Origin of the sequence: Stenotrophomonas sp. TWI819, from assembly GCF_039673075.1 — a bacterium.
In the GTDB taxonomy this organism is placed as follows: domain Bacteria; phylum Pseudomonadota; class Gammaproteobacteria; order Xanthomonadales; family Xanthomonadaceae; genus Stenotrophomonas; species Stenotrophomonas rhizophila_B.
The window spans coordinates 38,182-61,489 of the sequence record NZ_JBDJKY010000008.1; the positions used below are offsets into that span (position 1 = coordinate 38,182).

Annotated in this window: 19 protein-coding genes; 16 read left to right on the forward strand and 3 right to left on the reverse strand. The window is 66.0% G+C overall.

Translation table 11 applies throughout. The features are described from left to right. The first annotated feature begins 75 nt into the window (after positions 1 to 75). The 15 genes from ABE463_RS12270 to ABE463_RS12340 all read left to right on the forward strand — a co-directional run bounded on the left by ABE463_RS12270 (position 76) and on the right by ABE463_RS12340 (position 19,323). On the forward strand, positions 76 to 384 hold the full coding sequence (locus ABE463_RS12270; protein ID WP_259260938.1) for an STAS domain-containing protein: 309 nt from the start codon (positions 76 to 78) through the stop codon (positions 382 to 384). After that, complete coding sequence (locus ABE463_RS12275; protein WP_259260940.1) at positions 381 to 746, forward strand: response regulator; 366 nt, start codon at positions 381 to 383, stop codon at positions 744 to 746. Before ABE463_RS12270 ends, ABE463_RS12275 begins: the two co-directional genes overlap by 4 nt. A gap of 46 nt (positions 747 to 792) precedes the next feature. Continuing rightward, positions 793 to 2,763, forward strand: a complete 1,971-nt coding sequence (locus tag ABE463_RS12280) for a chemotaxis protein CheA (RefSeq protein ID WP_346468355.1) — start codon at positions 793 to 795, stop codon at positions 2,761 to 2,763. Positions 2,764 to 3,133: 370 nt separating this feature from the next. Then, positions 3,134 to 5,377 carry a methyl-accepting chemotaxis protein gene (locus tag ABE463_RS12285; protein WP_346468356.1) on the forward strand — a complete coding sequence of 748 codons (2,244 nt, stop codon included), beginning with the start codon at positions 3,134 to 3,136 and terminating at the stop codon, positions 5,375 to 5,377. Positions 5,378 to 5,580: 203 nt separating this feature from the next. After that, the gene (locus tag ABE463_RS12290) at positions 5,581 to 6,060 is read left to right on the forward strand and encodes a hypothetical protein (RefSeq protein WP_346468357.1); all 480 of its coding nucleotides are present in this window, start codon (positions 5,581 to 5,583) and stop codon (positions 6,058 to 6,060) included. A gap of 5 nt (positions 6,061 to 6,065) precedes the next feature. Beyond that, on the forward strand, positions 6,066 to 8,249 hold the full coding sequence (locus tag ABE463_RS12295) for a methyl-accepting chemotaxis protein (protein ID WP_346468358.1): 2,184 nt from the start codon (positions 6,066 to 6,068) through the stop codon (positions 8,247 to 8,249). A gap of 139 nt (positions 8,250 to 8,388) precedes the next feature. Next, positions 8,389 to 9,168 (forward strand): flagellar regulator YcgR PilZN domain-containing protein, encoded by a 780-nt coding sequence (locus ABE463_RS12300; RefSeq protein WP_346468359.1) that lies wholly within the window; start codon positions 8,389 to 8,391, stop codon positions 9,166 to 9,168. 167 nt (positions 9,169 to 9,335) lie between these two features. Beyond that, on the forward strand, positions 9,336 to 9,830 hold the full coding sequence (locus tag ABE463_RS12305) for a chemotaxis protein CheW (RefSeq protein ID WP_346468360.1): 495 nt from the start codon (positions 9,336 to 9,338) through the stop codon (positions 9,828 to 9,830). A 173-nt stretch (positions 9,831 to 10,003) separates the two neighbouring features. Continuing rightward, a complete protein-coding gene (locus ABE463_RS12310) occupies positions 10,004 to 10,387 on the forward strand; it encodes a hypothetical protein (RefSeq protein ID WP_346468361.1) in 384 nt (127 codons plus the stop codon). A 96-nt stretch (positions 10,388 to 10,483) separates the two neighbouring features. Continuing rightward, complete coding sequence (locus ABE463_RS12315; protein ID WP_346468362.1) at positions 10,484 to 12,847, forward strand: methyl-accepting chemotaxis protein; 2,364 nt, start codon at positions 10,484 to 10,486, stop codon at positions 12,845 to 12,847. Positions 12,848 to 13,069: 222 nt separating this feature from the next. Further along, a complete protein-coding gene (locus ABE463_RS12320) occupies positions 13,070 to 15,343 on the forward strand; it encodes a methyl-accepting chemotaxis protein (RefSeq protein WP_346468363.1) in 2,274 nt (757 codons plus the stop codon). Positions 15,344 to 15,397: 54 nt separating this feature from the next. After that, complete coding sequence (locus tag ABE463_RS12325; RefSeq protein ID WP_265307870.1) at positions 15,398 to 16,261, forward strand: CheR family methyltransferase; 864 nt, start codon at positions 15,398 to 15,400, stop codon at positions 16,259 to 16,261. Next, the gene (cheD, locus tag ABE463_RS12330; protein ID WP_123729173.1) at positions 16,258 to 16,854 is read left to right on the forward strand and encodes a chemoreceptor glutamine deamidase CheD; all 597 of its coding nucleotides are present in this window, start codon (positions 16,258 to 16,260) and stop codon (positions 16,852 to 16,854) included. The genes ABE463_RS12325 and cheD overlap by 4 nt, the downstream gene beginning before the upstream one ends. Further along, entirely contained in the window at positions 16,851 to 17,918 is a 1,068-nt protein-coding gene (locus tag ABE463_RS12335) for a chemotaxis response regulator protein-glutamate methylesterase (protein WP_123729172.1), read from the forward strand. Before cheD ends, ABE463_RS12335 begins: the two co-directional genes overlap by 4 nt. Positions 17,919 to 18,024: 106 nt before the next feature. Beyond that, a complete protein-coding gene (locus ABE463_RS12340; RefSeq protein WP_346468364.1) occupies positions 18,025 to 19,323 on the forward strand; it encodes a hypothetical protein in 1,299 nt (432 codons plus the stop codon). A gap of 92 nt (positions 19,324 to 19,415) precedes the next feature. Here ABE463_RS12340 and acnB read toward each other — a convergent pair whose 3' ends face one another. The 3 genes from acnB to ABE463_RS12355 are packed head-to-tail and all read right to left on the reverse strand — an operon-like array spanning position 19,416 to position 22,681. After that, positions 19,416 to 22,001, reverse strand: a complete 2,586-nt coding sequence (gene acnB, locus ABE463_RS12345) for a bifunctional aconitate hydratase 2/2-methylisocitrate dehydratase (protein ID WP_346468365.1) — start codon at positions 21,999 to 22,001, stop codon at positions 19,416 to 19,418. A gap of 49 nt (positions 22,002 to 22,050) precedes the next feature. After that, positions 22,051 to 22,449, reverse strand: a complete 399-nt coding sequence (locus tag ABE463_RS12350; RefSeq protein ID WP_346468447.1) for a type II toxin-antitoxin system VapC family toxin — start codon at positions 22,447 to 22,449, stop codon at positions 22,051 to 22,053. Positions 22,450 to 22,456: 7 nt separating this feature from the next. Next, positions 22,457 to 22,681: an AbrB/MazE/SpoVT family DNA-binding domain-containing protein gene (locus ABE463_RS12355; protein WP_123729167.1), complete on the reverse strand. Its 225-nt coding sequence runs from the start codon at positions 22,679 to 22,681 to the stop codon at positions 22,457 to 22,459. A gap of 200 nt (positions 22,682 to 22,881) precedes the next feature. Between ABE463_RS12355 and bamE the strand changes: the two genes are divergently transcribed. After that, positions 22,882 to 23,259 carry an outer membrane protein assembly factor BamE gene (gene bamE, locus ABE463_RS12360; RefSeq protein WP_346468366.1) on the forward strand — a complete coding sequence of 126 codons (378 nt, stop codon included), beginning with the start codon at positions 22,882 to 22,884 and terminating at the stop codon, positions 23,257 to 23,259. The last annotated feature ends 49 nt before the right edge of the window (positions 23,260 to 23,308 follow it).

Below are 23,308 nucleotides of genomic sequence, written 5' to 3' on the forward strand. Positions count from 1 at the left end.
GGGAACCGGCACCGCCCCTAAAGCTTTGTTGGTTTAGGCCGTTATAGACCTCGGAACCGTTTGTCCGGAGCAAAGATGAGCACTGTCGCACTGGGTGATGATCTCGGTATCGAGACCAGCACCGAGCTCAAAACACGTTTGGCCCCCCTGGTGGATCAGGAAGGCGATCTGACGCTGGATGCCAGCCAGGTTGGCCGTATCCATACCGCCTCGGTGCAGGTGCTGTGCGCATTCGTCGAGGCCCGCCGCAAGGCCGGGCATCCCACCGGATTCCACGGTTGCACCGCAACCTTCCGTGATGCCGCGCGTCTGCTCGGCGTCACCCAGGCCCTCGGCCTGGACGCACCCCATGACAACCTGAAATCTGTGGAGAACGCTGCATGAGCGCACGTATCTTGGTGGTGGACGATTCGGCGTCGATGCGCCAGATGGTCTCTTTCGCCCTCACCTCGGCCGGCTATTCCGTCGAGGAAGCCGAAGACGGCGCGGTCGCCCTCGGGCGTGCCAAAGGCCAACGCTTCAACGCGGTGGTCACCGACGTCAACATGCCGAACATGGACGGTATCTCGCTGATCCGTGAGCTGCGCCAACTGGCCGAATACAAGTTCACGCCGATGCTGATGCTGACCACCGAATCGGCTGCGGACAAGAAGTCCGAAGGCAAGGCCGCCGGCGCAACGGGGTGGCTGGTGAAGCCGTTCAACCCGGAACAGCTGGTCGCCACCGTCCAGAAAGTCCTGGGCTGAGCCTCGCTCCACCCTTCCCTCCCCTCGCAACCGGACACCCCGCATCATGAGCATGGATCTGCAACGTTTCCACGCCACTTTCTTCGAAGAGAGCCGCGAGGGGCTGGACGCGATGGAAGCTGGCCTGCTGGCGCTCGAATCGGGCCAGCAGGACCCGGAAATCATCAACTCGGTGTTCCGCGCCGCGCACTCGATCAAGGGCGGCGCGGGTACCTTCGGCTTCGACGCGATCGCCTCGCTGACGCATGTGCTGGAGACGCTGCTCGACGAGCTGCGCGCCGGCAAGCGCGCACTGGAGCCGGCCGCGATCGATGCGATGCTGGCCTCGGTGGACGTGCTGCGCGCGTTGCTGCGTGAAGCCGAACACGGCCAGCCGGCCGACCCGCAGTCCGTGGCCGATATCAAGGCGCGCCTGGAAGCGGTGCTGACCGGCCAGGCCGCCACGGCCGCACCGGTGGCCACCGCCAAGGTCGATGACACGCCGGAAGCGTGGCAGATCGGTTTCGTGCCGGCGCCGTCGCTGTTCATGAGCGGCAACGATCCGCTGCGCATCATCCGCGAGCTGGAGCACCTAGGCTCGCTGCAGGTCGCCGCCCGCATGGAGCGCCTGCCCGGCTTCGACCAGCTCGATCCGCTCGAGGCCCACCTCGCGTGGGACCTGGGCCTGGTGGGCAAGGTGCCGCGCAGCAAGATCGAAGATACCTTCGCCTGGGTCGTGGACGACTGCGAACTGGACATCCGTCCGGCCGCACCGCCGAGCCTGGCCACCAGCGCACCGATCGAGGCCAAGCCTGCTGCTCCCGCAGCCCAGGCTGCCGGCACCGCCGCGCCGGCCGCCGCCCATGAAGCGGAAACCTCGATCCGCGTCAGCGTGGACAAGGTCGATGCACTGATCAATCTGGTCGGCGAACTGGTCATCACCCAGGCGATGCTCAAGCAGGTCTCGCATGCACTGGATCCGGCCCAGGCCGAGCAGTTGCTGACCGGTCTGGACCTGCTGGAGCGCAACACGCGCGATCTGCAGGAAGCGGTCATCGGCGTGCGCATGCTGCCGGTGGATGCGGTGTTCCGCCGCTTCCCGCGCCTGGTCCGCGATCTGTCCTCGCGCCTGGGCAAGCATGTCCGCCTGCGCACCATCGGCGAAGGCACCGAGCTGGACAAGGGCCTGATCGAGAAGATCGCCGATCCGCTCGTGCATCTGGTCCGCAACTCGATCGATCACGGTCTTGAAATGCCGGACGTGCGTCGTGAAGCCGGCAAGGACGAAACCGGTACGATCACGCTGGCGGCCTCGCACCAGGGCGGCCACATCGTCATCGAAGTCAGCGACGACGGCCGCGGCCTGAACCGCGACAAGATCCTGTCCAAGGCACTCGAACGTGGCCTGAGCGTGCCGGACAACCCCACCGATTCGCAGGTGTGGGACCTGATCTTCCAGCCGGGCTTCTCCACCGCCGATGCCGTCACGGATCTGTCCGGGCGTGGCGTCGGGATGGACGTGGTCCGCCGCAACATCCAGGCCCTGGGTGGCGAAGTCCAGCTGGAAAGCCAGGCCGGCAACGGCACCCGCGTGCTGATCCGGCTGCCGCTGACCTTGGCCATCCTGGACGGCATGACGGTGTCGGTCGCCGGTGAAACCCTGATCCTGCCCCTGGCCTATGTGCTGGAGGCCCTGCAGCCGCAGGGCGACGACATCCGCACCATGGCCGGCGAAGGCCGCGTGCTGCGGGTCCGTGGCGAGTATCTGCCGATCCTCTCGCTCAGCGATTACTACGGCTACGGCGGTCATTCCCAGGAAGAACCCCTGGTGGTGGTGGTCGAAGGCGATGGCCAGAAGATCGCGCTGGAAGTGGACGAGCTGGTCGGCCAGCAGCAGGTGGTGGTCAAGAACATCGAGAACAACTACCGCCGCATCAGCGGGGTCTCGGGCGCCACCATCCTCGGCGATGGCCGCGTCGCACTGATCGTCGACATCGGCGGGCTGGTGCGCTCGCTCAAGGTGCCACAGGCGGCCTGACCGCCCCTTCCCTACGCTGCATCCAGACGCCGCCGCTCCCCCGGAGTGGCGGCTTTTTTGCGCGCGCGTGCGATCGCCCGCATATCGCAGGCCAACTGTGATCGTGGTCAGGCAGCAGCCACCTCAACACCCCTGACGCGACCACTTCAAGCAGCCACGACCGCCAAAGCGCGCGATTTCGATAGCGTTCACCGAAAAAAATGTGAAGTCAGTGTGATGAACACTATCAAGTTGTAGCCATGCACCGCCGTTATCGGCAATAGCGACACCGATAGATGTCGCGCAGCAGTCGCCTCACCTCGTTCCCCACCACGCCATCTCGCCCAGTTCCCCACGGCTGCGCGCCTACGCCCTGCCCGGAGTTCCCATCATGAAGTGGTTCCACGATCTACCCATCGCCCGAAAGCTCACCGTGGGGTTCGCCCTCACCACGCTGATGACCTTGGCGCTGGGCATTTTTGCCCTGGTGCGCCTGGGCGAGGCCAATGAACAGCTGCGTGCGATGAGCACCAACGACATTCCGTCGGTGCAGCACCTGGGTGAAATCCGCGCCCAGCTCGGTGAATTCCGCACCTATGAAATGGCACAGCTGACCGTGCTCGACAAGCCGGAATCGGTTGCCGACTACAACAAGCGGATGGAAACCACGGGCAAAGTGGTCCAGGACGAGATGGCCGCCTATGCCGCCCTGCCGGCCGAGCCCAAGGAACGTGAACTCTACGAGGTCGTCGCCGCACGCAATGCGGACTACTTCAAGGCGAACGCCGCGATCAAGCAGGCCATCGCCGCCGGCGACTACGCAGGCGCGCAGCAGATCTCCGATGAGCAGTCCCGCCCCGGCCGCCGCGCACTGTTCGCCGCCATGAAGGAACTGGGCGAGTACAGCAATGGCGTCATCGCACGCCGCGTGGAAAGTGCCAACGTCATCCACAAGAACAGTGTCTACGCGATCATCGCCTGCATGGTGCTGCTGGCACTGCTGGCTGCCGCCATGGGCGTGGTCATCGCGCGCGCCATCACCCGCCCGCTGGCCCAGGCCGTGCATGCGATCCAGTCGGTCTCGCGTGGCGACCTGTCGGTCAACATCCAGTCCACCAGCAAGGACGAAGCCGGCCAGATGCTGGCTGCGACCCGCGACATGACCGTGATGCTGCGCCGCTTCTCGGTGGAAACCCAGCGCATGGCCGAGATGCATGCCGGCCCGGACATGAGCCACCGCATTCCGCAGGACTTCCCGGGGGTGTACGGTGAACTGGCCCTGGGCATCAACACGATGATCTTCGAGCATCTGGACGCGATCACCGATGCCATCGCGGTGCTCAACCAGTACGCCAGCGGTGATCTCTCGCAGAACGCCCGTCGTCTGCCGGGCAGCCGCGCGATCCTGCATGAATCGATGGATGCCGCCAAGGCCAGCCTGCTGGCGATCAACACGCAGATCCAGTCGCTGGCCCAGGCCGCCGCTGCCGGTGACTTCACCCAGCGCGGTGATTCGATGCGCTTCGACCACGACTTCCGGGTCATGATCGAGCACCTGAACACCATGATGGAAGTGGCCGACGGCAACCTGACCCAGCTCTCGCACCTGCTGCAGTCCATTGCCAATGGCGATCTCACGGCACGCATGCAGGGCCAGTTCCACGGTGTGTTCGCGACCATGCGCGATGATGCCAACACCACGGTCGCGCAGCTGACCGGCATCGTCGGCAGAATCCAGCAGGCCTCCTCCAGCATCAGCACCGCGGCCGGCGAGATCGCCTCGGGCAACAACGACCTGTCGCGCCGTACCGAGCAGCAGGCCGCCAACCTGGAAGAGACCGCCGCCTCGATGGAGGAACTGACCTCCACCGTGCGCCAGAACGCCGAGCATGCCCGTCAGGCCAACCAGCTGGCCATCGGTGCGCATTCGGTGGCCTCGCAGGGCGGTGATGTGGTTGGTCGCGTGGTCAGCACCATGCACGAGATCGACGCCTCCTCGCGCCGCATCGCCGACATCATCACCGTGATCGACGGCATCGCTTTCCAGACCAACATCCTGGCACTGAACGCGGCGGTCGAAGCCGCCCGCGCCGGTGAACAGGGCCGCGGCTTCGCGGTCGTCGCCTCCGAAGTGCGCACCCTCGCCCAGCGTTCGGCCGGTGCCGCCAAGGAGATCAAGGGCCTGATCGATGAATCCGTCGGCAAGGTCGCCGAAGGCTCGCAGCTGGTCAACCAGGCAGGTGCCACCATGGGCGAGATCGTCGCCTCGGTGCAGCGCGTGACCGACATCATGGCCGAGATCTCCGCCGCCTCGCAGGAGCAGTCTGCCGGCATCGAGCAGGTCAACCAGACCGTGGTGCAGATGGATGAAACCACCCAGCAGAACGCGGCGCTGGTGGAAGAAGCCACCGCCGCTGCCCGCGCCATGGAAGAACAGGCCGGTCATCTGACCGATGCGGTCTCCCTGTTCAAGCTCGACAGTCGCACTCCCGCGGCACCGGTTGCTGCCCGCGCACCGCTCGCACCGGCAGCACCGCGCGGTGCCGCGCCGACCAAGCCGAGCGCTGCCGCACCGCGTCGGCCGATGACCCGCGAACCGGCCATGGTCAACGACGCCGAGTGGCAGGAATTCTGATCCTGCCTCACGGTCGCCATCGCTGACACGACGACACCCCGCTCCGGCGGGGTGTCGTCGTTCGAGGGCCCGGCCATCCGTGCAAAGGGCTGCCCGCGTCACATTTCTTACCGAATTCAGCACAGTGATGAGGCACAGCCATCAAGTTATCGGCGGCTCGCGCCGCTATCGGGTCTATCGAGTTGCGCAGGGACGCCAGCAGCATGACCACGGCAATGGCATCGGTTCGGCAGCACCGGCAGATCACGACGCGCCGCGCCGTGGCAGGCCTGCTCATGCTGTCACTCTGGCTCGGCTGGATACTGCCTGCGCTGATGCGCACGCTGCCCGGGACGCCACCGGCGATGACCGCCGATCAGATCCTGGCCGGCCTGGGTGGACCGTTGCCCGCCGTCGGTGCTCCGGTGCTGCTACTGGCAGCCGGACACTGCCCGTGCGCGGCCCCGGCAACCGCAGCCCAGCCCTCGCTGCACGTCATCGACCGCCGCGACGTCGCCGCCGCAGTGCCCTATGCCTGGGTCGTGCTGGATGCCTCACGTCGCCTGGTCTACGCCGGGCCCGCGCTGCTCGAGCGCGGTTGCGGCGGACTCGCATCCTCGGCCGCGCCCCTGATCCAGCAGTTGCTTGCCCATCCGCAGCCCCCGCTCATTGTTCCCTCCCCCTGCTCATGCCCACAGGAGTGACCCGCATGTCCGCCCACGCAACCACCCCCCTTTCGCTGGTGGGTCACGAGAAGGTGCCGTACCTGCAGGTCATGGCGGCCGAGGCCGATCGCCTGTTCCTGATGATGACGGCCCTGCTGTCGGTCGCCTCGCTGGTCCTGGCCGTCCACAACGGCCAGTGGACCCCCTTCCTGGCCATCACCCTGCCCAGCCTGGTGCTGGTCGCCCTGCAGACCCGCTGGCTGCCGGGCACGCGCCTCTCGCGCTGCACGGTCGCCCTGGTCTGGATGGTGCTGGCCGCCACCTTGATCCACCAGACCCACGGCATGCTGGAAACCCACTTCACGGTGATCGTATTGATCGCCCTGCTGCTGTATTACCGCGACTGGCTGCCGATCGTGGTCGCCGCCGGCGCCATCGCCATGCATCACCTGCTGTTCTTCTACCTGCAGTCACGGGGCACACCGACGCCCGTGTTCGCTGCCGGCAGCGGCTTCGGCGTGGTCGTGCTGCACGCCACCTACGTCATCGTGGAAACCGCCCTGCTCAGCGCCATGGCGGTGCAGATGCGGCGGCAGCTGCTGCTGATCGGCCACGACCCGCGCGCGCTGGCCGCCATGGCACGCGGCGTGGTCAATGACCAACCGCTGCCGACCGGGGTACACCCCGACGACTTCCCCGTCGGCTCGCTGGCGCACACCCTGGTCCAGACCAGCCAGCAATTGCTGGACCGCCGCCAACGCGAACAGGCCAGCCTGGCCGACACCCTGCGTATCCGCACCGCGCTGGATGACGTCACCACCCACGTCATGATCGCCGACCGCGACCGCAACATCGTGTTCGTCAATCGCCCACTGCAACACATGCTCAGCGGTGTCGAGCAGGATCTGCGCCGCGACCTGCCGCAGTTCAACGCCCGCGATCTGATCGGGCGCAACATCGATATCTTCCACCGCCACCCCGCCCACCAGGCCAAGCTGCTCGATACGTTGGAGGGCACCTACCGCGCCCAGATCCGGATCGGCGGCCGCGTGATGCGCCTGATCGTCAACCCGATCATCGGCAGCGACGGCCAGCGCCAGGGCTTCGTGGTGGAATGGGCCGACCGCACCACCGAACTGCAGGTGGAAGAGGAGCTGGGCCGCATCGTGCACGCCGCCGCCAACGGTGACTTCGCCGGCCGCGTCGAGACCGCCGGCAAGGAGGGTTTTTTCCTGCAACTGGCCGAGCACCTCAACGGCCTGCTGGATGCCAACGCGACCAGCATCGAACAGATCTCACAGCTCCTCTCCGCGCTGTCGCGGGGCGATCTCACCACACGCATGGAAGGCGACTTCCACGGTGTGTTCGCGCGCATCCAGGACGATGCCAATGCCACGATCGACCAGCTGACCGGCATCGTGTCCAGCATCCAGTCGGCATCCAGCAGCCTCAGCGCGGCGGCGAGCGGCATGTCCGAAGGCAACGGCCGTCTCTCCAGCCGGACCGAGCAGCAGGCCGCCAGCCTGGAAGAAACCGCCGCCACGATGGAAGAACTCACCGCCACCGTGCGCCAGAATGCCGAGCATGCCCGCCAGGCCAATCGACTGGCCAGTGGTGCATCGGAGGTAGCCTCGCAGGGCGGTGAGGTGGTCGGCGAAGTCATCCTTACCATGAGCGGCATCCAGGCCTCCTCCCGCCGCATCGCCGACATCATCTCGGTGATCGACGGCATCGCGTTCCAGACCAACATCCTGGCCCTCAACGCCGCAGTGGAGGCCGCCCGCGCCGGTGAGCAGGGCCGTGGCTTCGCTGTCGTCGCCACTGAAGTGCGCACCCTGGCCCAGCGCTCGGCCGCCGCCGCCAAGGAGATCAAGACGCTGATCGACGACTCGGTCGGCAAGGTGGCCCATGGCAGCCAGCTGGTCGATCGTGCCGGGGCCACCATGGGCGACATCGTCACTGCCGTGCGCCAGGTCAACGACATCATGGGCGAGATCTCCGCCGCCTCGCAGGAGCAGTCGGTGGGCATCGAACAGGTCAACCAGAGCATCGCGCAGATGGACGTAAACACCCGCCAGAACGCTGCACTGGTGGAAGAGTCGATGACGGCCACGCATGGCATGGAGCATCAGGCCGGCCTGCTGGCCGAAGGAGTGGCGCGCTTCCACCTGGACGACGGCCAGACCTCGGTACTGCAACGTATCCGCCAGATTGCCAGCGCCAATTGAGGGCCCAGGACGCGCCGGCTACATGCCGGTGCGTTGGTCTCCCTGCCATCTGACCCTACATAATTGTGACCGGCTGCCGATAAACGGACTGAGCCCTGGCATCTGCGGATGTCGTCACCCGCCCAACTCAGCAGATTCCATGTCCGAAGGCAGCCTCGACGCACACGACCCCTCCCATGCCGCGCACGACGACGGCACGGACGACCGGTATCTGGTCCGCAACCCTCGCCAGATCCGGCAGTTGCTGCAGGCGCTGATCGACCAGCGTTCGTTGATCAACGCCCATCTGGGGGGGCGCGACCAGTCCTTCCCGACGGCCGTCCTGGAACTGGACGAAGACGACGATTGGCTGCTGCTCGACGGCAGCCCGTCCGAGCCCTCCAATCGCGCGGCCGAAGAAGCCGGCCACCTGCTCTGCTTCGCCCAGCTGGACCGGGTGATGGTCCGCTTCCGGCTCGATGGGCTGGAGCGTACCCAGAACGACGGCCACGTGGCCTTCCGCGTGCCGTTCCCGGACGAGCTGGTCCACCTGCAGCGCCGCGAGCTGTACCGTCTCGAGACGCCGATCACCGATTCGCCGCACCTGAGATTCCCGATCAACGAAGACCGCAGCGAGGTCCTCCACCTGCGCGTGGTGGACATCAGCGGCGGGGGTTTGGCGGTCACGGTGCCGGTCGACTGCAACGTCTTCTCGCTGCAGAAGCGCTATGCCGCCCAGCTGGACATGCCGGACAGCAGCCCACTGCACATCTCGCTGGTCGTGTGCAATCAACTGGCCGTGAAGCTGCCCAATGGCGTGGAGATGAAGCGCATCGGCATGCGTTTCGATGACCTCCCGCGCGGCGGCGACAGCGCGATCCAGCGCTATATCTTCCGCATCGACCGACAGCGTAGTGCCCGGAAAAACGGGGAGATTTGACGGCCGCTGAGCTCCTGTTGCTGTTGCTTCTGCCGTCGCCCCAGCCGTTGAGCCACTCAACGTAGCCTGGAGACAGATGCGCCCCCCCCTAAAGTCGCCCCCAACGAGGCCGATATCCAGCGTGAAGCCGGTTTTTTCGACCGCCACGCCCGACCCAGGACCCCTCGATGAACGACAAGAACACCACCGCTGCCAGCGACGGCGGCGAATACCTCAGCTTCACCCTCGGCGCCGAGCACTACGGCGTGGACATCCTCAAAGTCCAGGAAATCCGCGGCTACGACTCCGTCACCCGCGTCCCCGATGCGCCCGACTACATCAAGGGCGTCATCAACCTGCGCGGCACCATCGTTCCCGTCATCGACCTGCGCCTGAAACTGCGCCTGGAAAACGCGACCTACGACGCCTTCACCGTCATGATCGTGCTCAACGTCGAAGACCGCGTCGTCGGCATCGTGGTGGACAGCGTCTCCGACGTCATTCCGCTGGCCGCCGACCAGATCCGCCCGACCCCCGAATTCGGCGCCGCCGTCGACACCCGCTTCATCTCGGGCATCGGCACCCAGGACGACCGCATGCTCATCCTGCTGGACATCGAAACCCTGCTCGACAGTGCCGACATGGGCCAGACCCATCTGGCCGTTGACGACGTCGCCGCCTGAGACGCCTGTCACAGAAAAAGACCTTCCTGCCCGCGTTTTCAACCGCAACGCGGGTCACGGAAAAAAAGTGCTTCAGTTCCGCGATAGCCGGCCGATAGCTGGATTCAGGACCCGGCTGCACTGGATCGCCCACGGCCGGGCCAACTTGCCCATATCCCCGGAGAATTTTCCCGATGAAGTCCCTGCTTGCCCTGTTCTCGGTTGCTGTGCTTGCCACCTCCGCATCCTCCGCATCTGCCCAGTCCAGCGAGATGATTCCGCCGGAAATGGCCCCGCGTTCGGTCGGCAAGGACGGCATGGTCTGTGGCAAGGTCGAAAAGGCCCGCTACGCCGAAGGCTCCGAAGGCCAGCCGACCTTCCTGTACATGGGCGGTGCGTTCCCGCGCCACACCTTCTCGGCCCGCATCGCCGGCGCCAACCGCGACAAGTTCAGCTTCCCGCTGGAGTCGCTGGAAGGCAAGACCGTCTGCGTGATCGGCAAGATCGCCCGCGACGCGTCGCGCGCTGAAATCGAAGTCAGCTCGCCGTCGGGCCTGAAGCTGGCCAACATCAAGTAATTCGCCGTACGCCCTGCCACGCCGGCACCGGCCGGCGTGGTCGCTGCAACCGGCCACCTCGGCCGGACGCGTTTGCCACTGGAGACTGCACCTGCCATGCCGTGGATCAACAACCTCAAACTGATGCCCAAGTTGATGCTGACTTTCGGCGTCCTCCTGCTGGTGATGCTGCTGCAGGGCATCGTGGCCTATCGCGGCCTCCACTCACTCAACGATGTCACCACCGAACTGGCCGGGCACCGGATGGAGAGCATCCGCATGGCCGGCGAAATGCGGGGCATGGTCGGTGAGTATCGCAACTCCGCCTACCAGGGCCTCATCCGCGCCAGTGATGACGTCAAGGCCGAAGCCAAGGCCCGCGCTGCGGACCTGCGCACCCAGATCGACGCCTCGATCAAAAAATACCCCGAGCTGATCGACAATCCCCAGCAGAAGAAGCTGTTCGACACGTTTGCCAAGGACTGGACCGATTCGCTGGCGTCCTACGACGCCGTCAACGAAATGCTGGAACTGGACCTGCCCGACGATGCTGTGGATACCTTCGTCGGCGAAACCCGCACCAAGCATCGCAAGGCATCGGCTGCCCTCGAAGCGCTGATAGCCGAAGACAACCGTCTGTCGCGCGCCTCGCGCGAAGAAGCCGAATCCACCTATGCCGCCTCGGCCACGCTGACCGTCATCACCCTGCTGGGTGGCGCTGCGCTGGGTCTGGTGCTGGTGTACCTGTTCGCCCGTTCGCTGGTGGGCAGCATGCGCGGCGCCGTGTCGGTCGCCAACGATGTCGCCAGCGGCAAGCTGGATGGTCACATCGATGTCAGCCGCAAGGACGAAGTCGGTGACCTGCTGCAGGCCATGCAGCGCATGCAGCGCGATCTGCGCGAGCGCACCGAGACCGACCAGGCCATCGCCCGCGAGAACCTGCGCATCCGTACCGCGCTGGATTACAGCTCGACCGGCGTGTGCCTGACCGATACCGATCTGAAGATCGTCTACACCAACCGTGCCCTGCAGCAGACGCTCACCCAGCACGCCGAGGAGCTTCAGAAGGATCTGCCGGAGCTGGACACGTCCGCCGCCTTGGTCGGCAAGTCCGTGATGATCCTGGAGAAGAACCACCGGATCGACGATCGCTTCATGGGCCAGCTGGGCCAGCACGGCGTCGCACATCGCCAGTTGCAGTTCGGTGAGGCGCAGTTCGCGCAGTCGGTCACCACCATCCTCAACGAACAGGGCGAGACCGTCGGTCACGTGGCCGAATGGCGCGACCGCACCCCTGAGGCGCTGGTGGAAGCCGAAGTGGCGCGCGTCATCGCCCAGGCCGCGGCCGGTGATCTCTCCGGTCGCATCGACAGCGAAGGAAAGGACGGCTTCTTCCTGCAGCTGGCCCAGCAGATCAACGGTCTGCTGGATGCCAACTCGGCCAGCATCGAACAGGTCTCCAATCTGCTGACCGCACTGTCCCAGGGTGACCTGAGCGTGCGCATGCACGGCGACTTCCAGGGCGTGTTCGCCCGGATGCGCGACGACGCCAACGCCACTGCCGAGCAGCTCAGCGGCATCGTCACCCGGATCAAAGATTCCAGCCAGGCCATCAGTTCGGCTGCCAGCGAGATCGCCACCGGCAACAGCGACCTGTCGCGCCGGACCGAGCAGCAGGCCGCCAACCTGGAAGAGACCGCCGCCTCGATGGAGGAACTCACCTCCACCGTACGCCAGAACGCCGAGCACGCCCGCCAGGCCAACCAGCTCGCCATCGGCGCACACAGCGTTGCCTCGCAGGGCGGTGACGTGGTCGGCCAGGTCGTGACGACCATGAGCGCGATCCAGATCTCGTCCAAGAAGATCGCCGAGATCATCTCGGTCATCGACGGCATCGCCTTCCAGACCAACATCCTGGCGTTGAACGCCGCGGTGGAAGCCGCCCGTGCCGGCGAGCAGGGTCGTGGTTTCGCGGTCGTCGCCTCCGAAGTGCGCACCCTGGCCCAGCGTTCGGCCGGTGCCGCCAAGGAGATCAAGGGCCTGATCGACGATTCCGTCAGCAAGGTCAACGACGGTTCGGCACTGGTGCAGAAAGCTGGCGCCACCATGGGCGAAATCGTCGCCTCGGTGCAGCGCGTGACCGACATCATGGCCGAGATCTCCGCCGCCTCGCAGGAGCAGTCGGCCGGTATCGAACAGGTCAACCAGACCGTGGTGCAGATGGACGAAACCACCCAGCAGAACGCGGCGTTGGTGGAAGAAGCCACCGCCGCTGCCCGCGCGATGGAAGAACAGGCCGGCCACCTCACCGATGCCGTGTCCATCTTCAAGCTGGACGAGCATGCACAGGTTTCGGCACCAGCACGCGCCGTCCGCGCACCGGTGGTCGCCGCAGCGCCCGCCACTGCACCGGCGGCCCGTCGCCCGGCAGCGCGCCCGGTCGCTACCGAACTGGCCGACGGCGACTGGCAGGAATTCTGATTTCCTGACGCATTGCCGTGTCACATGAAGGCCCCGGTGCTTCGGCATCGGGGCCTTTTTCATGCACAACTGCCTGCCTGAATGGCGAACGGCTAAATACTCGCCGGAATCGGCCGATAACAGCATTGCCAGACACTTCGTCGCGGCCGGCCAGGTGGGTGAACGTCACCGCGATTTCCCTGGCATCGCCACGTGCTTCCCTGCCGATCAGATGCCCTGCCCATGACTCTATTCCGCCGCTGGAACCAGTACTTCGCCAACCTCTCCGTCCGGCGCAAGCTGAACCTGCTGACGCTGCTCATCGCCCTGGGCGTGATCGCGCTGTCGGTGGTCGCTGCGCGCATGCAGTACGTGGACCTGACCGAAACGCGCAAGACCAGCCTCAAGACCCAGGTCGAGCTGACCTACGGCATCCTCGATCACTACCACGGCCTGGCGCAGAGCGGCGAGCTCAGCGAGCAGGAGGCCAAGCAGAGCGCGCTGGAAGCCCTGGCCCGCATGCGTGCGGACAACAACGCCTTCTACTACAGCGTCTACGACACCCAGTACCGCGTGATCATGCATCCGTTCCGCAAGGATCTGATCGGCCAGGACATGAAGGACTTCCGCTCCGAGGACGGCGTCCGCCTGTTCTACGACCTGGTCGGCATGGCCCGGATCGGTGGCGGCGTGGTCACCTACAAGTGGGAAAAGGCCGGCGAAAAGGGTCTGTTCGTGAAGTCCGCCTACGCGGGCATGTACCAGCCGTGGCAGTGGGTGATCAGCAGCGGCGTCTACATGGAGGACGTGCAGCAGCAGGCGCTGGTGTTCACCGGCATCATGACCGCCACCGGTGGCGGCGTGGTGCTGATCGTGCTGGCGCTGAGCTGGTTGATCGGCAACCGCATCACCCTGCCCCTGCGCCAGGCCACCAACGTGGCTGAGAGCATCGCCCGCGGCAAGCTGGACAGCCGCATCGGCGAGCAGGCCCATGACGAGCCTGGCCGCCTGCTGGAAAGCATGGCGCGCATGCAGGAACAGCTGCACGCGGTGATCAGCGGCCAGCGCGAGATGGCGACCCATCACGACGCCGGCAACACCAGCTACCGCATGGACGAGGGCGCCTTCCCGGGCGAATACGGCCTGATGGTGCATGAGACCAACACCCTGGTCGGCGCGCACGTGCAGACCATGAGCGAGGTGCTGTCCGTCGTGCAGCGTTACGCCCAGGGTGATCTGAGTGCGGATCTCACCCGCTACCCCGGCGAGAAGGCGCAGATCACCGCCACCGTCGATGCGGTCAAGCAGAACCTGGGCAACATCAACGGCGAGATCCAGCGCCTGGCATCGGCCGCCGCGGCTGGCGACTTCAGCCAGCGCGGCGACACCGCCCGCTTCAATCACGATTTCCGCCTGATGATCGCCAACCTCAACGCGATGATGCAGGTCAGCGACGAGAACCTGGGCAAGCTCTCCCAGCTGCTGTCGGCCATCGCCGAAGGCGACCTGACCGCACGCATGGACGGCGATTTCAAGGGCGTGTTCGCCACCATGCGCGACGACGCCAATGCCACCGTCGCGCAGCTGACCCAGATCGTCGGCCAGATCCAGACCGCCGCAGGCAGCATCAACCTGTCCGCGGGCGAAATCGCCACCGGCAACAGTGACCTGTCGCGCCGCACCGAGCAGCAGGCCGCCAACCTGGAAGAAACCGCCGCCTCGATGGAGGAACTGACCTCCACCGTGCGCCAGAACGCCGAACATGCCCGCCAGGCCAATCAGCTGGCCATCGGGGCGCACTCCGTTGCGTCCCAAGGCGGCAGCGTGGTGGGTGAAGTGGTCACCACCATGGCCGCGATCCAGACCTCGTCCAAGAAGATCGCCGAGATCATCTCGGTCATCGACGGCATCGCCTTCCAGACCAACATCCTGGCACTGAACGCGGCGGTGGAAGCCGCCCGCGCCGGTGAACAGGGCCGTGGCTTCGCCGTCGTCGCTTCCGAAGTGCGCACCCTGGCCCAGCGTTCGGCCGGTGCGGCCAAGGAGATCAAGGGCCTGATCGATGATTCGGTCGGCAAGGTCGCCGAAGGCTCGCAGCTGGTCAATCAGGCCGGCGCCACCATGGGCGAGATTGTCGCCTCGGTGCAGCGCGTGACCGACATCATGGCCGAGATCTCGGCGGCCTCGCAGGAGCAGTCCGCCGGCATCGACCAGGTCAACCAGACCGTGGTGCAGATGGATGAAACCACCCAACAGAACGCCGCCCTGGTGGAAGAAGCCACGGCAGCCGCCCGCTCCATGGAGGAGCAGGCCACACAGCTGGCCGATGCCGTTGCCATCTTCCGCCTGGACAACCAGGTCGCCGCGGCCGTCAGCGCGGTCACCGCGCGAGCCGGTGCGGCGTTGCCGCCAGTGCGCAGCGCCCCGCGCCCGGCGCCTGCCGCCCCCCGCCCGGTCGCAGCCGCCAAGCCCTCGCGCGCCCTGCCCGCCGATGACGGCAACTGGCAAGAGTTCTGAGTTTGCGCGGCGGTCGCACGACCGCCGCACCCCCCTTTTACTGCGAGCCTGCCCGTGTCCACGCCTCCTGCCACCGCCGCATCCTCCAATGGCCGCGAATTCGAGTTCGCCGACCGTGATTTCCGCCGTGTCTGCGAGCTGATCTACCAGCGGGTCGGCATCTCGCTGGCGCCCGCAAAGCGCGACATGGTCTATGGCCGCCTGTCGCGCCGGCTGCGTGCGCTCGGCATGCGCAATTTCAGCGACTACCTGGACCAGCTGGAGTCCCATGGCGGCGAGGAATGGCAGGCGTTCACCAACGCGCTGACCACCAACCTCACCGCGTTCTTCCGCGAGCCGCATCACTTCGAGAAGCTCACCGACGAACTGCGCCTGCGCGGCAACGGTGGCGGCACCCTGCAGCTGTGGTCGTGCGCGGCCTCCACTGGCGAAGAGCCCTACTCGATGGCGATCACCGCCTGCGAGACCTTCGGCACGCTCAAGCCGCCGGTGCGCATCCTGGCTACCGACGTGGACACTCAGGTCTTGGCCACCGCCAGCCGTGGCGTCTATGCGATCGACCGGGTATCCGGTCTGGATCCGGCGATCCGCAAGCGCTACTTCCAGCGCGGCACCGGCCCCAACGAAGGCCACTGCCGGGTTCACCCGGCGCTGCGCGATCTGATCGACTATCGCCCGCTCAACCTGCTGGCCAACCGCTACGACGTCGGTGGCCCGTTCGACGCGCTGTTCTGCCGCAACGTGATGATCTACTTCGACAAGCCGACCCAGCGCGGCATCCTCTCGCGCCTGATCCAGCACATGGGCGACGACGGCCTGCTCTATACCGGCCACTCCGAGAACTACCTGCACGCCGCCGATCTGATCCAACCGTGCGGGCGCACCCTGTACAAGCGCGCGCCCGGAGCGCCGGTATGAGTCTGCCGATCCGCAACGATGAGGTGATGCGTTACTACGACAGCCGTTTTCAGGTCACCGCCGCCAAGCTGCTGCCGACCCAGTATCTGGCGGTGGACGACAACACCGCGCTGACCACCACGCTGGGCTCCTGCGTGGCCGCCTGCCTGCGCGACCCGGTACTGAAGATCGGGGGCATGAACCACTTCCTGCTGCCCGAGGGCAACGTCGGTGACGGCGCACCTGCGCGCTACGGCAGCTACGCCATGGAGCTGCTGATCAACGACCTGCTCAAGCGCGGCGCGCACCGCAAGCGTCTGGAGGCCAAGGTCTTCGGTGGCGCCAACGTGCTCAAAGGCTTCACCAGCAACCCGGTCGGCACCCGCAACGCCGAATTCGTGCGCCAGTACCTGCAGGCCGAGCACATCCCGATCATCGCCGAGGACCTGTGCGGCATCCATCCGCGCAAGGTGTGGTTCTTCGCCGACACCGGCCGTGTGGTCGTGCAGCGCCTGCCGCATGCGCATGAGGCCGAAGTCGCCGCGACCGAATCGGCCGTGCGCGCCCGTCTGTCCAAAGCCCCGGTCACCGGTGGCGTGGAGCTGTTCGAATGACCCATGGTGCACCCTGCAAAGTCCTGATCGTCGACGACTCGGCGGTCGTGCGACAGATGCTGAGCGAAATCCTGGACAGCGATCCCGGCATCGAAGTGGTCGGCACCGCCGCCGACCCGCTGCTGGCGCGCGAGAAGATCAAGCGCCTGGCCCCGGACGTGATCACGCTGGACGTGGAAATGCCGCGCATGGACGGCTTGGCCTTCCTTGAGAACCTGATGCGCCTGCATCCGCTGCCGGTGGTGATGATTTCCTCGTTGACCGAGCGCGGCGCCGACACCACGCTGCAGGCATTGGCGCTGGGCGCGGTGGACTTCGTGTCCAAGCCCAAGCTGGATGTCGCGCGTGGCCTGCAGGGCTACGCCGACGAGATCATCGCCAAGGTCAAGATGGCCGCACGCTCGCGCGTGCGTCCGCTGGCCCGCCCGAATCCGCCGCGCATCACCCTGGGTGCCGTGGCTCCCGTCGCGCCGCGCTCCATCCAGTTCCGCACCACCGACCGTCTGATCGCCATCGGCGCCTCGGCCGGCGGCACCGAAGCCCTGCGCGTAGTGCTTGAAGGCATGCCCGCCGATGCGCCGGCAGTGGTGATGACCCAGCACCTGCCGGCCACCTTCAGCACGCCGTTCGCCGAACGCCTGGACCGCCACTCGGCGATGTCCGTGCGCGAAGCCACCGACGGCGAAGCCGTGCTGCCCGGCCATGCGTATCTCCCACCGGGCGGCAAGCACCTGCGGATCATCCGTGACGGTGCGCGTTGGCGCTGCCGGATCGACGACGGCCCGCCGGTCAACCGGCACAAGCCGGCGGTGGACGTGCTGTTCCGCTCGGTAGCTGAAAGCGCCGGCGCCAATGCCATCGGCGCGATCCTCACCGGCATGGGCGACGATGGCGCCCGTGGCCTGCTGGATCTGAAGAACGCGGGCGCGCCGACGCTGGTGCAGGATGAAGCGACCAGTGTGGTCTGGGGCATGCCGGGTGCGGCGTTCAAGCTGGGCGCAGCGGAGGAGATGGTGCCGCTGGAGCGGATTGCGGAGCGGTTGATGGCGTTGGCGCGGGGTTGACGCGCTGATCGCGTAGCCGCACGCCTGCATTCTTGTCCGTCACAATGAACATCGCCGGTCCAGGAATGGCCGGCGTTTCTGTTTTTGCCCTTCAAGGAGTTAGATCATGGCAGTACGCCTTTCCCCCACAAGCAGGCGCCTGTTGGCCCCTCTTCTGCTCGCCTCGGCAGCCGCGAATGCGGCCCCCGCAAACGACAATGCCGGCGCGGCCACCCTCCCGGAGAATCCTGCCAACTGGGCCGACCGGGTGCGGATCGATAGCGCCCCGGACACCACCTCGTTATGGCGCGGCCAGACCGACCTTGTCCTGCGCATCGTCACGCCAGAGGACAGCAAGAGTCTCAACCAGACCGGCCTGGGAAAGGTGTTCGGCGACAACCGACCCAAGTACTACCTGCGCGACAAGCTGCCCGGTAGCACCATCGACAGCCAACCGAGCCCGGGCATCACGCTGATGCCCGCAATGGCCAACGCAATGGTGGCCAGCTACTTTCGCCATGCTCCCGATGCCTTGCCCTCAGAAGGCAGCACGTTGCGGTTCCTGGTCGGCCAGTGGGCGCTGGTCCACCAAGGCAATCGCCGCGACAATCCGGTATACCGGCTCAACCACCGTACCTCGGTCGAACAGCGACGGGCCGATGGAACGTTGGACGGGGCGACCACCTGCAGCAACAGCGACCGCACCGCCACACTGGACCAATGGCAGGCCAACGACTACGCCATGGTCAAGCTTGCCTCCTCGGAGATTGCGCTGAACTGTGTGGGCCAGCTGGCCAGAAAGATGCCCACGTTCTACCCGCGCCCGCTTGCGACCGAAGACCTGAGTGACTATGCGGGCGGCGTAGTCCCGCCGGCACGAGTACGTATCTTCGGCGCCTCGGGACGCGGCATCACCGTGTATACCGAGGCGACCTGCAGCACTGACTATCGCGGCAAGATCGAGGTCAAGCGGTCCAACGCGCGGGCCATCGGTGGCCTGTTCGGCGGCGCCCCGAAGAACATCGTGATCGGCATCCCCGAGACCAATACGGTGCGCAACATGAAGAGCGTGCTGTTTTCCATGCCCAACTACGAAGAATACGAGGTGGCGGGCGGCAAACCGCTCATTGTCGACGCCCGCATTGAAAACAGTGCCAACTATCACTGCGCGGGCACGCTGTCGGCACAGTTCGTGCCCAGGCCAGGTCAGGACTACGAGGTCGAGATGGATGTGGCCGAAAGCATGTGTCGCCTGCACATCCGCCAGGTGAAGGCCGACGGCAGCCTGTCGCCACAGCAGGTGCGCCCTGCACCGCAGACCTGCAGCAAGTCGGCGGACGAACAGCAGAGCGCGTCAGGCGACGAGACCGGTAGCAGCGGCGCGCCGCCACAGGCTGACCTCTCCGCCACCCAGGTTCTCCCGTAACAAAAACACCCGGCTCGCGCCGGGTGTTTTCGTATCTCATCCATCAACCAACGGTCGATGGCTACCAAGGCCGGGCAGCGCCCGGCGCTGGATCAGGCAGCAACCGTACCGGCCACGTCCTGGTAGTCCTCGATCTGGTCGAAGTTCATGTAGCGGTAGATGTCCTTGCTGCTGGCATCCAGCACGCCGATGTCGGCCATGTACTCTTCCTTGGTCGGGATGCGACCCAGACGCGAGCAGATCGCGGCCAGTTCGGCCGAACCCAGGTACACGTTGGAATTGCGGCCCAGACGGTTCGGGAAGTTGCGGGTCGAGGTCGAGAACACCGTCGCGCCCTCACGCACCTGCGCCTGGTTGCCCATGCACAGCGAGCAGCCCGGCATTTCCATGCGTGCGCCGGCGGTGCCGAAGGTGCCGTAATGGCCTTCCTTGGTCAGCTCCGAAGCATCCATCTTGGTCGGCGGGGCCACCCACAGCTTGGTCGGGATGTCGCGCTTGCCTTCCAGCAGCTTGGCGGCCGCACGGAAGTGACCGATGTTGGTCATGCACGAACCGATGAACACTTCGTCGATCGCCGCACCGGCCACGTCGGACAGCGTCTTGACGTCATCCGGATCGTTCGGGCAGGCCACGATCGGCTCGTGGATGTCGGCCAGATCGATCTCGATGACGGCGGCATATTCGGCGTCGGCATCCGGGGCCAGCAGCTCCGGGTTGGCCAGCCAGGCTTCCATCTTCTCGATGCGGCGCGCCAGCGAACGGGCGTCCTGGTAACCCTCGGCGATCATCCACTTCAGCAGCGTGATGTTGCTGGTGAGGTACTCGATGATCGGCTCCTTGTTCAGGTGCACCGAGCAACCGGCGGCCGAACGTTCGGCCGAGGCATCGGACAGTTCGAACGCCTGCTCGACCTTCAGCTCCGGCAGACCTTCGATTTCCAGGATGCGGCCGGAGAAGATGTTCTTCTTGCCGGCCTTGGCCACGGTCAGCAGACCGGACTTGATCGCGTACAGCGGGATCGCGTTGACCAGGTCACGCAGGGTCACGCCCGGCTGCATCTTGCCCTTGAAGCGGACCAGCACCGATTCGGGCATGTCCAGCGGCATCACGCCGGTGGCCGCAGCGAAGGCCACCAGGCCCGAGCCGGCCGGGAACGAAATGCCCACCGGGAAACGGGTGTGCGAGTCGCCGCCGGTGCCGACGGTGTCGGGCAGCAGCATGCGGTTGAGCCAGCTGTGGATGACGCCGTCGCCCGGGCGCAGCGAGATGCCGCCACGGGTGGAGATGAACTCCGGCAGCGTGTGGTGGGTCTTGACGTCCACCGGCTTCGGGTACGCCGCGGTGTGGCAGAACGACTGCATCACCAGGTCAGCCGAGAAGCCCAGGCAGGCCAGATCCTTCAGCTCGTCACGGGTCATCGGGCCGGTGGTGTCCTGCGAGCCCACCGAGGTCATCTTCGGTTCGCAGTAGGTGCCCGGGCGCATGCCCTGGCCTTCCGGCAGGCCACAGGCGCGGCCGACCATCTTCTGCGCCAGCGAGAAGCCCTTGCCGGTATCCGGCGGGTCCATCGGCAGGCGGAACAGATCGGTCGGGGCCAGGCCCAGCGCTTCACGCGCCTTGGCGGTCAGGCCGCGGCCGATGATCAGCGGAATGCGGCCACCGGCGCGCACTTCGTCGAACAGTACGTCGGACTTGACCTTGAACTCGGCGATGACGGCGCCGTCCTTCAGGGCCTTGCCGTCGTACGGGCGCAGCTCGATCACATCACCCATGTTCATCTGCGACACGTCGAGTTCGATCGGCAGCGCGCCGGCGTCTTCCATCGTGTTGTAGAAGATCGGGGCGATCTTCGAACCCAGGCACACGCCGCCGAAGCGCTTGTTCGGGATGAAGGGAATATCTTCGCCGGTGAACCACAGCACCGAGTTGGTGGCCGACTTGCGGCTGGAACCGGTACCGACCACGTCACCCACATAGGCAACCAGGTGGCCCTTGTCCTTCAGCGATTCCAGGAACTTGACCGGGCCGCGCTTGCCATCTTCTTCCGGCTCGATGCCATCACGCTTGTTCTTCAGCATCGCCAGGGCGTGCAGCGGGATGTCCGGGCGGGTGGTGGCATCCGGGGCCGGCGACAGGTCGTCGGTGTTGGTTTCGCCGGTCACCTTGAGCACGGTGATGGTCAGGCTTTCCGGAACCTGCGGACGGCTCGTGAACCACTCGGCATCGGCCCAGCTCTGCAGCACGCCCTGGGCGTTGGCATTGCCGGCCTTGGCCTTTTCCTGCACGTCGTGGAAGGCATCGAACACCAGCAGGGTGTTCTTCAGCGCATTGGCGGCGATGGCACCCACGGCGCTGTCGTCCAGCAGCTGGACCAGCGGCGCGACGTTGTAACCGCCGAGCATGGTGCCCAGCAGTTCGGTGGCGCGCTCGCGCGTGATCAGCGGATTGACCTCGCTGCCCAGGGCGATCGCGGCCAGGTACGAGGCCTTGACCTTGGCAGCGTCATCGACGCCGGCCGGCACGCGGTGGGTCAGCAGTTCCAGCAGGAACTCGGCTTCGCCGGCGGGCGGATTCTTCAGCAGTTCGATGACGTCGGCCGTCTGCTGGGCGCTCAGCGGCAGCGGCGGGATGCCAAGCGCGGCGCGCTCGGCTACGTGGTGGCGGTAGGCTTCCAACATGACAACTCCCGGGTGATTCTTTGAAAGAATGCGGTTTAAAAGTATGGGCTCAGGCGTGCGGCACGATCAGCTTCAGGCCCTTGAAGTAGTCGCGGTAAAATTTGTCGTTCCAGGTGATCAGGCCGTCGCACTGCAGCAGTGCGTGCGAACCGACCATGAAGTCGCCCAGGCTGCGGCGGCCTTCGCCGCGCTGCCGGTGACGGCGCTGCATCTCGCCTGCACGCAGGGCCGATTTGGCTTCCAGCGCGTTGAAATGGACGCCCATTTCCTCCAGTGCCTCGAGCACTTCGGCACCGCCGCGCAGCGAGGCGCACAGTTCGGCCAGGGTCGCCCCGCAGACCACCACGCGGCCGCCGACCAGGTTCTGGCGCAGGCAGGCCTCCACGGCGTCAGCCTGCGGGCCGTTGCTGAGCAGTTCGATCAGCACCGGCGAATCGACGGCGATCATCGCAGGCTCAGTCTTCGTCACGGACGGCCTTCACCGCGGCCTCGGACGACTCGAAGCCGTCCAGCGCGAATTTGCCGCGGGCGCGTGAGATCGCATCGTCCACGCTCTTGCGCAGGATGATGCGGCCGCCTTCCAGTTCGACGGTGAGCTGGGTGCCCTTGGTCAGCCCCAACGCATCACGCACGGCCTTGGGCAGGGTGATCTGTCCGCGCTCTGCAACGGTGGCTTCCATGGGGTACGCCTCAAAAAGTATGTATGAATTGTACGTACTTTGGCATTCAGGGGCAAATCCAGGCGCCGCCTGCCTTGCGGGCCTCCCGGGACGCGCAACAAGGCTAGACTGATCGGGTAGCCACCGCTGCCGCCGGGACCTGGACGCTTCCCGCCACCCTGGCGACCCACACACCCATCGATAGACAAGGACATCCCACGATGCGCGCCACCACCCTCGCCTTTGCCCTGCTGATTGCTGCCCCGCTGGCCCTCGTGGCCCCGCCGGCGCATGCCAACCCGTTTGGCGCCTACACCACCGGCACCGAGATCACCCAACAGCAGCTGGATGCCGCCGAAGTGGGCAAAACCACCCAGGACGATGTCCGCGGCGCCTTCGGTGCCCCCAGCCGCCGCGAACAGCTCGGCGACACGCAGGTCTGGTACTACGACTTCGTCAAGATCAAGTCGTTCGGCAAGAACGTCCAGGAAGCCACCGTGTTCGAGTTCGGCAAGACCGGCGTGTTGTCGGCCAAGTCCAAGACCAATGCCGTGGGCAAGACCGGCAATCCGCTGATCGACGCCGCCAACGGCAAGTAAGCGGCCGCGCACCAGCCACTTCCCGACGGGGCGCTCATGGCGCCCCGTC

Coding starts and splice junctions, on each gene's coding strand:
- ABE463_RS12270 (WP_259260938.1), top strand. CDS start 76: ATGAGCACTGTCGCACTGGGTGATGATCTCGGTATCGAGACCAGCACC.
- ABE463_RS12275 (WP_259260940.1), top strand. CDS start 381: ATGAGCGCACGTATCTTGGTGGTGGACGATTCGGCGTCGATGCGCCAG.
- ABE463_RS12280 (WP_346468355.1), top strand. CDS start 793: ATGAGCATGGATCTGCAACGTTTCCACGCCACTTTCTTCGAAGAGAGC.
- ABE463_RS12285 (WP_346468356.1), top strand. CDS start 3,134: ATGAAGTGGTTCCACGATCTACCCATCGCCCGAAAGCTCACCGTGGGG.
- ABE463_RS12290 (WP_346468357.1), top strand. CDS start 5,581: ATGACCACGGCAATGGCATCGGTTCGGCAGCACCGGCAGATCACGACG.
- ABE463_RS12295 (WP_346468358.1), top strand. CDS start 6,066: ATGTCCGCCCACGCAACCACCCCCCTTTCGCTGGTGGGTCACGAGAAG.
- ABE463_RS12300 (WP_346468359.1), top strand. CDS start 8,389: ATGTCCGAAGGCAGCCTCGACGCACACGACCCCTCCCATGCCGCGCAC.
- ABE463_RS12305 (WP_346468360.1), top strand. CDS start 9,336: ATGAACGACAAGAACACCACCGCTGCCAGCGACGGCGGCGAATACCTC.
- ABE463_RS12310 (WP_346468361.1), top strand. CDS start 10,004: ATGAAGTCCCTGCTTGCCCTGTTCTCGGTTGCTGTGCTTGCCACCTCC.
- ABE463_RS12315 (WP_346468362.1), top strand. CDS start 10,484: ATGCCGTGGATCAACAACCTCAAACTGATGCCCAAGTTGATGCTGACT.
- ABE463_RS12320 (WP_346468363.1), top strand. CDS start 13,070: ATGACTCTATTCCGCCGCTGGAACCAGTACTTCGCCAACCTCTCCGTC.
- cheD (WP_123729173.1), top strand. CDS start 16,258: ATGAGTCTGCCGATCCGCAACGATGAGGTGATGCGTTACTACGACAGC.
- ABE463_RS12335 (WP_123729172.1), top strand. CDS start 16,851: ATGACCCATGGTGCACCCTGCAAAGTCCTGATCGTCGACGACTCGGCG.
- ABE463_RS12340 (WP_346468364.1), top strand. CDS start 18,025: ATGGCAGTACGCCTTTCCCCCACAAGCAGGCGCCTGTTGGCCCCTCTT.
- acnB (WP_346468365.1), bottom strand. CDS start 22,001: ATGTTGGAAGCCTACCGCCACCACGTAGCCGAGCGCGCCGCGCTTGGC.
- ABE463_RS12350 (WP_346468447.1), bottom strand. CDS start 22,449: ATGATCGCCGTCGATTCGCCGGTGCTGATCGAACTGCTCAGCAACGGC.
- ABE463_RS12355 (WP_123729167.1), bottom strand. CDS start 22,681: ATGGAAGCCACCGTTGCAGAGCGCGGACAGATCACCCTGCCCAAGGCC.
- bamE (WP_346468366.1), top strand. CDS start 22,882: ATGCGCGCCACCACCCTCGCCTTTGCCCTGCTGATTGCTGCCCCGCTG.